We start from the raw sequence: 11,163 nt of genomic DNA, 5'->3' as shown, positions 1-11,163 counted from the left end.
GGCGATAGAGGGCCTGCAGGTCAACTTCTCCCACAGAGCCTGCGCAGGCCTGAAGGCTGGCGCTATCCCTGTGGGAGCTGGCTTGCCGGCGATAGGGCCAGGACAGGCGATAGAGGGCCTGCAGGTCAACTTCTCCCACAGAGCCTGCGCAGGCCTGAAGGCTGGCGCTATCCCTGTGGGAGCTGGCTTGCCGGCGATAGGGCCAGGACAGGCGATAGAGGGCCTGCAGGTCTACTTCTGCCACAGAGCCTGCGCAGGCTTGAAGGCTTGCGCTATCCCTGTGGGAGCTGGCTTGCCGGCGATAGGGCCGGGACAGGCGGTAGAGGGCCTGCAGGTCAACTTCTGAGCCACAGGCTCTCGAAGCGCCAGGTACTGAACAGCGACTGCTCCGCCTGTGCGCCACCCACGCGTGTGCTGACACTGTCGAGCAGGTCGGCAAAGCCCCAGATCAGCATGCCGCCGCGCTCGTACTGAATGCGTTGCGCGCGGTGCACCAGCGCTTTGCGTTGCTCCAGGTCCGGCTGGGCCATGGCGGCGAGGAAGGCCTCACTGAATTCGCGGTCGTGGAAGTGGGTCTTGTTGGCCACCGCGAACGGCGCGTCGGTGTGGATGGCACTGGCCAGGTACGGCGCACCGATGCTGCCGCCGGTGCTCAAGGTCCAGTCGTCGCGCTGCGGGCCCTGGAAGGTGGCCAGGTCTACCTGGCGCACGTTGAGGGTGACGCCGATACGTCGGGCCTGCTCGGCCAATACCAGGGCCGAAGCCAGCCCCGGCCCTGGTGTGGTCACCAGTTCCACCTGCAGCTGCTCATGGCCGGCTTCGCGCAGCAACTGCGCTGCCCGCTGCGGGTCGTAGGGGCGCGGGCCGATGCTGTGGTCGAAGGTGGGATCGAACGGTGCATACAGGTCGTTGGCCACCCGTCCCTGGCCATTCAGCGCACGGCGCACCAGTTCCTCGCGGTCGGCCAGCAGGCGGAATGCCTCCCGCACTCGCGGGTCGTCGAACGGCGCCTTGGCGGTGTTCATGTCGAACGACAGCCAGTTGCCGCTCACCGACTTCAGCAGCCGCAGCCGTGGGTCGGCCTGCAGCACCTGCAGGTGCTCTGTGGACATGACGTTGGCCATGTCGATCTGCCCGGCACGCAACGCCGCCAGGCGGCCGGTCTGGTCTTTGAAGTCGATGATCTCCAGTTCATCGGCATAGGGCTTGCCAGGTTTGTAGTAGTTGTCGAAGCGGGTGAACAGCGAGCGCTGGCCCGGGGTGAAGCTTTTAAGCTTGTACGGCCCGGCACCGACCGGGTTGGTGACCGGGTGGTAGTCCACCGGTACGATGCCGCCGAAGTTGACCCAGGTTTCCGCCAGTGGCAGGTAACTGCGCCCCTCGCGAAAGCCCAGGCGCACGGTGCGGTCATCCAGCTTGACCAGGTTGTCGCGGTCCACCCAGTGCAGCAGCGCCGCATAGGGCGAGGCCAACTGCGGGTCGGTGAGGCGGCGGATGGAAAAGATCAGGTCGTCGGCGTCGATGGTCTTGCCGTGGTGGAATTCCAGCCCCGGTTTCAGCCGCAAGGTCCAACTGCTGGCATCGGCATTGGGCTCAGCGAACTCGGCCAACGCCAGGCGCGGCTGCATCTGCTCGTCCCATTCCCACAGTTTGCTGTACAGCGCAAAGCCACGCACGATGCCGCTGCCAATGGGCTTGTGGGCGTCGAGGTTGCCGCTCTGGTTGCCGTCGATGATGCCCAGGCGCAGGCGCCCGCCATGGCGGGGCTGGTCGGCTGCAGCATGGGGCGGGCTGTCGGCCTGGCCGCAGCCGGCCAGCAGCCCGCCCGCCAGCACGCCGGCGTGGCCGAGGAAGCCGCGCCGGCTCAGTGGGTAACCGTCCCTGGCCATTGCGTCAGGCCCCGTTGCTGGCGTGCAGTTGCACGGGTTCGGCTAGCGGGCGGGCAAGGGCTGCGCGCTGTGCACGGAAGTGCGGCAGGATGTGCTCGCCAATGCGATAGGCCTCTTCCAGGTGCGGGTAGCCGGCGAGGAAAAACAGATCGACACCGATGCCGTGATACTCGCGGATACGCGCCACCACGTTGGTGTAGCTGCCCACCAGTGCGCAGCCCGGCGGGATGCCGATGTAGCCAAAACCGGTCCACACATTGGGGTGGATGAAGAAGTCGTCGAAGGCCTGCTGCTCGTCCTGGTCGCTGTAGCCGTGCTCGTAGCTCAGCTTGCGCGCCGTGCGCAGGCCGGCGTGGGCGGCGCGGGCCTTGACCGTGCCCTTGGCCACGCCTTCGTCGAAGAAACGCTTGGCCTCGGCCAGCGCGGCTTCTTCGGTCTCGCGGGCGATCACGTCGATGGACAGGCCAAAGCGGATGTCGGTACGGCCCCACTTCAGCGCCCGGGCGCGGATGTCGGCGATCAGCGCGGCGATCTCGTTCGGGTGCTCGGCACGCATCAGGTAGAAGTCGGCGTGCTTGGCGGCGAACTCCCGCGCTGCCTCCGACGAGCCAGCGGTGCAGATCAGCGGCAACTCGGCTTTTTTCAGCGGGCCGCGCAGGCCACCGCCTTCAGCGCGGTAGTAGGTGCCTTCGTAGTGGAACTGCTCGTTGTGCCAATAGCCGCGCACCACGTCCATGAATTCGGTGGCGCGGGCGTAGCGTTGGTCATGGTCTTCAAAGTCGCCGACCTGGCGCTGGATGGCATCGGAGCCGCCGTTGATGATGTTCCACACCAGGCGGTTGCCGGTGGCGCGCTGGTAGGTCGCGGCCTGCTGCACGGCCACCCACGGGGTGTAGTGATAGGGCTGGAACGCGGTGACGAATTTCAGCGTGCGGGTTTCCCGGGCCAGCAGCGAGCACACCGTCCACGGCTCCTCGCCGGTGGGGGCGTTGACCATCAGCGCGCCGCCAAAGCCGTTTATTTCAGCGGCGCGGGCGATTTGGCCGAGGTAGTCGATATAGGTGAAGTGGTCCCCTACGGCGAACCCTGACACCGCACCGGTGCTGGCCCCGCCCGCATGCCAGTCGCCACGGTTGCGTGGGTCGCCGGGGAGGAACTGGGTTTCGCCATGCAAGGGCAGGCGGGTGAAGAATTCGATACTCATTGGCGGGCCTCTTTACTGGACGCTTGGGCTGCAATTGGGGGTAACCGGCTGGCCGCTGATGACCTGGCGGGCGAAGGGGATCGAGTCCTTCAGCGAGGCATTCACCGTTTCGCTGTGGCCCAGGCCCTTGTACAGGTGGCCCTGCACCACCGAGCCGGCCTTGCAGGCGTCCTGCATCAGCGCCACCTGGGTAGCGGCGGCGGGGGTCTTGTCCTCGGCGCCGGTGCCGATGAAGATCGGCTGGGCCAGTTTCAGGGTCGGGTACGATACCTGCGCCAGCCATGGCTTGAGCTGGTCGCCCTTGTAGTCTTTCTTGGCGTTGGCCGGGGTCAGGCCTGTGCCGACCACGTCGCTGACCAAGGCTGACAGGCAGCTGGTGCGCGCCTGCTCGAACAGCGGCAAGGCCTTGTCTGTGTAGAAGTCGCGCGGGTCGATGCTCGGGTCGTACTGCTGCGCCGCCAGCAGGGTGTAGAAGCCATAGGCCAGGGCCGGGTCGACCTTGTCCTGGTCCTGTTCACCGACATTCTTCGAGCCCACGGTGTAGATCACCCCCGTGCCGATACTGCCCTTGACGCCCAGCTTGGGCGCATAGGTCGCCGCATAGGCACCCGCGGCAAAGGCCCCCGCGCCACCTTGCGACTGGCCAATGATCAGCACTTTGTCTGCCAGCCCTGGCACGCCGGCAACCACAGCCTTGGCAGCATCGAGAATGCCGTAGGCCGCCATGCGGTTGTTCAGCAGCGGGTGGCCGCCCGGTACACCGAGGCCCTGGTAGTCGGTGGCGACGATGGCGTAGCCCTCCTCGAGCCAGCGGTTGAGGTATTGCACGTCGCGGTAGCTACGCCCAGCCCAGGACGGCGCGCAGATATCCGCCACGCCGACTGTGCCATGGCCCCAGCTGGCGACCGGCCAGCCGCCTGCCGGGGCCTTGCCTTTGGGGATGAACAGTGCGCCGGAAACCACGACGGGGGTCTTGCCGTCGATGCCATCCAGCGAGGTGTACAGAATGCGTTGCGCGCTGGCTGCATTGGGCAGGCTGAGCGCCTGGTCCAGTGGCTCGCTGCGCAGCAGTTTGCCAGGCGTGGCGGGGATGGCCTTGCTCCAGGTGTAAAAGGCCGAGACACGGCCATCGCCCTGTTGCGGGTCAGGTTTGGGCGCGTAGGTTTCGGCGGCCAGGGCACCGACGGACAGGGCCAGGGCGCTGAGGCCGAAGACGAGCGAAGCAGGCAGTTTCATGGGTAAGGCTCTCAAGGTTGTTGGCTGAGCTGGGCGTCGAGGGACGGCCAGTAGTGGGTCAGTTGCAGGTCGATCAGCGCCTGGCGGGTAAAGCCCGTGGCCAGGTCGCTGGTGATGTCGTAGGGCGTGCGGATCAGCCGGTTGGCCAGGGCGTACTGGCCCAGGGCGTCGTAGTGGGCCTTGAGCTGGGCATCGGTTTTCGGCGCCCAGCGCGCCTTCCACGCGACGGGGTCGTCCTGGTCGTCCCGGCGCAGCACGCTTTCGCTCACGCCGGCGCGCGAAGACAACCCGTAGTAGGCGTCGCGGTTCTGCTCCTGGGAGATCCACCAGGCCGCGCGCACCCAGGCGGTGGCCACCAGTTGCGTCAGGTCGGCGTGCTGCTGCACGAAGCGGTCAGTGCCCCACAGGTCCGAGACCAGCCGCCAGTCGTTGGCGCCTTGCTTGGTCGACCAGAGAATGCGCGCCACGCCTTTGTCTTCCAGGGCATAGGCTTCGTTGAGCAGCACGGCGGCGTCGACCTTGCCGGCGGACACCGCAGCGGCGCCCACTTGCGGGTTGAGGTTGGCGATCTTGAAGTCGCTGAGTGCCAGGCCCTGGCTTTGCAGGAAGTTGCTGAAGGCGAACTCCCACGGGCGGCCGCGGTGCAAGGCCAGGCGCTTGCCTTTGAGGTCCTGGATGCTGCGCACCGTCGAGTCGCTCGGTACTACCAGGTAGATGTTGTTGCCGCTGCCACCCGGTACCACCAGCTTGCCCGGCACCTGGCCGGCACCGGCGATGACCGAAGGCAGGTCGCCGCGTACGGCAAAGTCCAGGCTGTTGTTGCTGAAGCCTTCGTTGATTTGCGGCCCGGCGCCGGCGTGGGGCAGGGCGGTCCATTGCAGTTTCACGCCGCGGGCTGCCAGTTGCTGTTCCAGCCAGCCTTCTTCGATCACCCGCCCGGGGATGCCGCCGAACACCGGCGCTCCACCCTGGGTGAACGCGACAATGGCGATGCGCACCGCCGCCGGTGGCTCGGCTGCCAGCGCAGCCAGGCTGAGGAACAGGCCGCCCAGCAGGGCGAGGGCATTACGCCAGGGATTGTTCATGTGCAGCTCCAGGCAAAGGTTCTACAGGCCAAGAGCGAAATGCATGCCAGCATGCCATGAAGGGGCTACAGCCCTTTATTTACAGGGGCTCCAGCCAGCAGCAAGTGGGTGTGGGATTAAAGGTCTGCTGGTCGGCGGACAGGCAAGTGCTGCCGGGTTGCTGCTGTAGCAGCAATCGGTTGCTGGAAATTTGAATATTTCCAATTCGAATATCTAAATACTAATTAATAATTTTTTGATCTAATTTGTTTCATGCACTATGGGCCTGCGCGTCAACTGCCAGGAATGCCCCTATGTCGCTGATCACCCACCCCAATGCCCGCGAGCTGACCAAGTCGGTACGTGCCACCGTGCTCGTGTTCAAGGACCCGCGCTCCCAGGAGCTGCTCAGCCGCATCGAGCGCCTGGCGCCCAGCGAGGCCAATACCCTGATCATCGGCGAAACCGGCACCGGCAAGGAGCTGGTCGCCCGTCATATCCACCACCTCAGCCGCCGTGGGCGCGAACCATTCGTGGCGGTGAACTGCGGTGCTTTTGCCGAAACCCTGGTGGAGAGCGAGCTGTTCGGCCACGAGAAAGGCGCGTTTACAGGCGCCACCAGCAACAAGGCCGGCTGGTTCGAAGCGGCCAATGGCGGCACATTGTTCCTGGATGAAATCGGCGACCTGCCGCTGAACATGCAGGTGAAGTTGCTGCGGGTGCTGCAGGAGCGTGAAGTGGTGCGCCTGGGCTCACGTACGCCGATCCCGATCAATGTGCGGCTGGTGGCGGCGACCAACGTCAACCTGGCCGATGCGGTGGTGGCGGGGCATTTTCGTGAAGACCTGTTCTACCGCCTGCATGTGGCGACGATTCGCTTGCCGCCGCTGCGCGAGCGGCCGGGGGACATCCTGCCGCTGGCGGAATTTTTCATCGAAGAGCATTGCAGACGCCTGGGTTACGAGCGTGCTTCGTTGAGCCCGGATGCCGAGCGCAAATTGCTGGCGCATAGCTGGCCGGGCAACATCCGCGAGCTGGAAAACGCCATTCACCATGCGTTGCTGGTCTGCCGGTATCAGGTGGTGGCACCGGCGGATCTGCACTTGGTCGATATGCGGCCACAGGTGGCCGCGCCTGCGGCCCATGCGTATTTGCCGGCAGCGAGCGCAGCACCGCCTGACCTGGAAAGCGCGTTGCTGGCGTTGTTCGAGCAGAACGTGCCGAATTTGTATGAGCACATCGAGGAGACGGTGTTCAGGGCGGCATATCGGTATTGCCACGGCAACCAGTTGCAGACAGGGCGGTTGCTGAACATCAGCCGCAACATCGTGCGGGCGCGGCTGGAGAAAATTGGCGAACTGTCGAAGGCTTGATTTGGTTGTCTTGGGGCTGCTTCGCAGCCCATCGCCGGCAAGCCAGGCTCCCACAGGGACTGCATATGCCCTGAGGCTCATGCGATCGGGGTGGGAGCTGGCTTGCCGGCGATGGGCCGCACAGCGGCCCCAAAGCGGCTTGGTTATTTGATGAAGCGCACCTGGCTGTTGATCTTTTCGATCACTGCCCCTTTACGCTCGTTGAAGCGGGCCTTGTTCTGCTCGAACAGGTTGTTGCCCTTGGTATCGATGGAGATGATCAGCGGCCCGAACTCGCGCACGCGGTTGACCCACAGTGTCTCCGGCATGCCCAGGTCCTGCCACTCGGCGCGCTCGATCTCTTCCACCTGGGTTGCTGCCAGCACTGCACAACCGCCCGGGAACACAGCATGCACCGCCTTGTTTTCCAGGCAGCCGGTGGTGGTTTCAGGCCCCATGCCACCTTTGCCGACAATCAGCTTCACGCCGGTTTGCTCGATGAACTGCTTTTCGAACTTTTCCATGCGCATGCTGGTGGTCGGGCCAATGGAAACCATCTCGAAGCTGCCATCGTCCTTCTTCCTGACGATGGGGCCTGCGTGGAAAATCGCGCCGCCACGCAGGTCAACCGGTAGTTCGCGGCCCAGCTCGATGAGCCGTCGGTGTGCCACGTCACGGCAGGTCACCAGTTGGCCTGTGAGGTAGACGACATCACCGACGTTGAGGTTGGCCAGGTCTTCGTCGCTGATCGGTGTGCTCAGGATCTTTTTCACAGTACTACCCCTTCGTGCGAGAGGATGTCGTAGGTCAGGTCGGCGTTGATGCGGATCTTGCCGCGGCGGTGCGCCCAGCAGCCGGTGGACACTGCCACGCCGATGGTGGAGGGGTGGCGGGCCGAGGACTCGATGTTCACGCCCATTACGCTGCTGTTGCCGGTGAGCCCCTGGGGGCCGATGCCAATTTCGTTCAGGCCGTCTTCCAGCAGCTTTTCCATCATTGCCGCACTTTCGTTGGGGTGGCTGGAGTCCACCTCGCGCAGGATGGCCTTCTTCGACAGGCGTGCCGCAGTTTCCACCGAAGTCGAAACCCCAACCCCCACCAGCAGCGGCGGGCAGGCGTTGACGCCGCGAGAGGTGATGACATCGAAGACGAACTCGGTCACCCCTTCATAGCCTTGCCCCGGCATCAGCACCTTAGCCGAGCCTGGCAAGGTGCAGCCGCCACCGGCCATGTACACATCGACGATGGCGTAGTCGGCATCGGGGATGATTTCCCAGTCCAGCCACGGGATTTTCGAGCCGGTGTTGGTGCCGGTGTTCTTCTCGATGAAGGTTTCCACCGCGTTGTGGCGCAACGGCCCCTGGATGGTGGCTTCTTTGGTGGCGTTCTCGAGGATGCCTTCCATCTCACCGAGCAGCGGGAAGCGCGCGCCGGCCGAGACGAAGTACTGGATCACCCCGGTATCCTGGCAGCTAGGGCGGTTGAGCTTGTCGGCGTACTCCTGGTTGTCGGCCATCGAGTCGTACACGGCGATGGCCAGCGGGTTGGTTTCGGCGGCGCGCAACTTGGCGGTCTTTTCCTTCACGTCTTTGGGCAGGCGTTTGCCGATGTAGGCGGTGAACTTGGCCATCACGTCGGTAAGCGATGACACGGCGGTTTCTTTGTCCATGATTATTTCCTCACTGCATCACAAGGCGGGTTCTTTTTGCTGTTATCGATAGGTCAGGATGTGGGTGTGCCGGCCTCCAGTTGTGCAAGGGCAGGGCGGGTATCGGTGGGTTGTGGTTCTGCCGGTAGCTGGCCGTCCAGGGCCTGGGCCATGCGTTGCTTGTCCAGTGCACCGACCCAGTTGGCGATAGCCACGGTGCCGACGGCATTGCCAATGGTGTTGGTGATGGCGCGGGCTTCGGACATGAAGCGGTCCACGCCCAGCAGCAGCACCATGCCGGCCACAGGAATGTTGTCCATGGTCGCCAGGGTTGCGGCCAGGGTGATGAAGCCCGAACCTGTCACCCCTGCGGAGCCCTTGGAGGTGAGCAGCAGCACGCCGAGCACCAGCAGTTGGTCCATCAGGGTCAACGGCGTGTTGGTGGCCTGGGCGATGAAGATGGCGGCCATGGTGTAGTAGATGCACTGGCCATCCGGGTTGAAGGTAAGGCCCGAGGGGATCACCAGGCCCACCACCGGTTTGGACACGCCGACCTTTTCCAGCTTGTTCATCAACTGCGGCACCACCGACTCGGACGAGCTGGTGCCCAGTACCGTGAACAGCTCTTCCTTCAGGTACTTGAGGAACTTCCACAGGTTGAAGCCGGACAACCGGGCAATGGTGCCCAGCACGATCACCACGAACAGGAAGCAGGTCAGGTACATGGTTGCCATCAGCTTGCCCAACGACACGATGGAGCCCAGGCCGTATTTGCCGACGGTGAAGGCCATGGCGCCGCAAGCGGCCAGCGGGGCTACACGCATGATCATGCCGACGATGAAGAACATGCCGTGGGAGAACGCCTCCAGCACATCCACCATGGGCTTGCCACGAGGGCCGAGGTGCGAGAGGGCGATGCCAAACAGGGTGCTGAACAGCAGGATCGGCAGGATCTCGTTCTTGGCGAAGGCGTCGGTCACGCTGCCGGGTATCACATGCAGCATGAAGTCGATGAAGCCGCCGCTGTTGCCGGCAGCGGCAGCGGTGTAGGTCGAGATGCTCTTGGCGTCGAGGGTGGCAGGGTCGACGTTCATGCCTTGGCCGGGCTGTACGATGTTGACCACCACCAACCCCAGTACCAGGGCAAAGGTGGACAGCACTTCGAAGTAGATCAGCGCACGCACACCCACGCGGCCGAGTTCCTTCATGTTTTCCATCTTGGCGATGCCCAGCACCACCGTGGCGAAGATGATGGGGGCGAAGACCATCTTGATCAGTTTGATGAAGGCGTCGCCGATGGGCTTCAAGTCTGCGCCCACCTGTGGCCAGAACACCCCGATCAGCACCCCGAGGGTTACGCCGATCAATACCTGTACGTAAAGCTTGCCGAACAATCGCTTGGCCATTGCCGTCTCCGAATTATTGTTGTGAGTCGGATTTATCTGGCGGCCGGGCTGATCGTGGGGTGCAGGTCACACCTGGCCTTGGCGGCCGAAAAGCCCAGCTTCTTTGTGGTTAATCACGCAGGGCAAAAGGTAATGGTTTTTCAAAAATGCTGTAATACAATGAAATTCAACTCATTATTTCCCTCAGGTTAATTATGAATCCGGTATCGGAGCTGGCGTTCTTCACCCAGCTGATCAGGGTGGGCAGCCTGGCGGGCACTGCGCGCGAACTGAACCTGACGCCGCCCGCAGTCTCCAAGCGCCTGGCGCAGCTGGAACAGCGCCTGGGTGTGCGCCTGCTTAACCGCACAACACGCAGCATCAGCCTTACCGCCGAGGGCGAGACCTACCTGGTGAATGCCCGGCGGATACTGGGTGAGATCGAGGAAATGGAGCGCCAGGTTTCCAGCAGCCGTGCCGAGCCCAAGGGCCTGCTACGGGTCAATGCACCGCTGGGTTTTGGTCGTACGCATGTGGGGCCGGCAGTGTCGTCGTTTGCCAAACGCTACCCCGAGGTGGAGGTTCAGTTGCACCTCACCGACCGCCCCATCGCCCTGCCGAACGATGCCATCGATGTGGCTATCCGCTTTGGTGAGCTGCCTGACTCGCGCCTGATTGCCCGCAAGATCGCGGCCAACCGCCGCCGGTTGTGCGCGGCGCCCGCTTACCTGGCGGCCCACGGCACCCCTGAAGCGCCAAAAGACCTGGCCAGCCACAACTGCATCGTGTTGCGCCAGAACGATGCCGCGTTCGGCATCTGGCGGCTCAGCCGCGGCAAGCAGAGCGAGTCGGTGAAGGTACGTGGCAGCCTGAGCACCAATGATGGCGAAGTTGCCCTGAACTGGGCTCTCGATGGGCAAGGCATCCTGATGCGGGCCGAGTGGAACTTGGCCGACCACCTGCGCAGCGGGCGTTTGGTGGAAGTGCTGGGCGATTACCAGACGCCGCCTGCGGATATCTATGCCGTGTACCTGGAGCGTCTGAACCTGTCGGCCAAGGTGTCGTGTTTTGTCGAGCACTTGAGGACGTTCTTCCGCCAGGACGACAGCCAGGCGGCGTGGCAGCTGCGCCATTTCCCAAGGCAAGCACAGGACCTGTAGGAGCAGCGTTGTGCTGCGAAGAGGCCGCCAGGGCTGAAGATCATCTTCGGCTGCAATGGCCTCTTCGCCGCACAAGGCTGCTCCTACCGCGAGCTGCATAGGCCAGGGATGATGTCCATGGGAGGGGCACAGTAACAGCGTGCCATTGTTCAGGATATAAATAGAGCTGATAGCAGATCTAAAGCAATGCGAATTGCTCGATATCGCGGGTAAGTGGAACCTATG

9 protein-coding genes are annotated in these 11,163 nt (G+C 63.7%); 2 read left to right on the top strand and 7 right to left on the bottom strand.

Annotated features, from left to right (window positions below; all coding sequences use genetic code 11):
• Nucleotides 1-335 precede the first annotated feature (335 nt).
• From ACN6NG_RS18630 to ACN6NG_RS18615, 4 genes are read right to left on the bottom strand one after another with little or no spacing between them, the layout of a single operon-like run.
• Nucleotides 336-1,889: an ABC transporter substrate-binding protein gene (locus ACN6NG_RS18630; RefSeq protein ID WP_063422884.1), complete on the bottom strand. Its 1,554-nt coding sequence runs from the start codon at nucleotides 1,887-1,889 to the stop codon at nucleotides 336-338.
• Between the two features lie 4 nt (nucleotides 1,890-1,893).
• Nucleotides 1,894-3,093 carry an LLM class flavin-dependent oxidoreductase gene (locus ACN6NG_RS18625; RefSeq protein ID WP_474315435.1) on the bottom strand — a complete coding sequence of 400 codons (1,200 nt, stop codon included), beginning with the start codon at nucleotides 3,091-3,093 and terminating at the stop codon, nucleotides 1,894-1,896.
• Nucleotides 3,094-3,105: 12 nt separating this feature from the next.
• Nucleotides 3,106-4,329, bottom strand: coding sequence for a lipase family protein (locus ACN6NG_RS18620; protein ID WP_353455147.1), 1,224 nt, complete (start codon nucleotides 4,327-4,329; stop codon nucleotides 3,106-3,108).
• Between the two features lie 11 nt (nucleotides 4,330-4,340).
• Nucleotides 4,341-5,414, bottom strand: a complete 1,074-nt coding sequence (locus tag ACN6NG_RS18615) for an ABC transporter substrate-binding protein (protein ID WP_063422887.1) — start codon at nucleotides 5,412-5,414, stop codon at nucleotides 4,341-4,343.
• A gap of 293 nt (nucleotides 5,415-5,707) precedes the next feature.
• Between ACN6NG_RS18615 and ACN6NG_RS18610 the strand changes: the two genes are divergently transcribed.
• Nucleotides 5,708-6,766, top strand: a complete 1,059-nt coding sequence (locus ACN6NG_RS18610; RefSeq protein ID WP_016486053.1) for a sigma-54 interaction domain-containing protein — start codon at nucleotides 5,708-5,710, stop codon at nucleotides 6,764-6,766.
• 143 nt (nucleotides 6,767-6,909) lie between these two features.
• On the opposite strand, the gene ttdB is transcribed toward ACN6NG_RS18610, so the two are convergent.
• Genes ttdB through ACN6NG_RS18595 form a run of 3 tightly spaced genes read right to left on the bottom strand, consistent with a single transcriptional unit; the run spans nucleotide 6,910 to nucleotide 9,799 of the window.
• Nucleotides 6,910-7,518, bottom strand: a complete 609-nt coding sequence (gene ttdB / locus ACN6NG_RS18605; RefSeq protein WP_003259286.1) for a L(+)-tartrate dehydratase subunit beta — start codon at nucleotides 7,516-7,518, stop codon at nucleotides 6,910-6,912.
• Nucleotides 7,515-8,414, bottom strand: coding sequence for a L(+)-tartrate dehydratase subunit alpha (gene ttdA / locus ACN6NG_RS18600; protein WP_019472939.1), 900 nt, complete (start codon nucleotides 8,412-8,414; stop codon nucleotides 7,515-7,517). The genes ttdB and ttdA overlap by 4 nt, the downstream gene beginning before the upstream one ends.
• A 53-nt stretch (nucleotides 8,415-8,467) precedes the next feature.
• Nucleotides 8,468-9,799 (bottom strand): dicarboxylate/amino acid:cation symporter, encoded by a 1,332-nt coding sequence (locus ACN6NG_RS18595; protein WP_474315431.1) that lies wholly within the window; start codon nucleotides 9,797-9,799, stop codon nucleotides 8,468-8,470.
• 194 nt (nucleotides 9,800-9,993) lie between these two features.
• Here ACN6NG_RS18595 and ACN6NG_RS18590 point away from each other — a divergent pair, with 194 nt between their 5' ends.
• Entirely contained in the window at nucleotides 9,994-10,938 is a 945-nt protein-coding gene (locus ACN6NG_RS18590; protein ID WP_063422890.1) for a LysR substrate-binding domain-containing protein, read from the top strand.
• Nucleotides 10,939-11,163: the final 225 nt, after the last annotated feature.

It is taken from the genome of Pseudomonas sp. TSO6 (assembly GCF_056098905.1).
The sequence above is the reverse complement of the archived record's forward strand: the minus strand, read 5'-3'. Positions and strand labels throughout refer to the sequence as shown.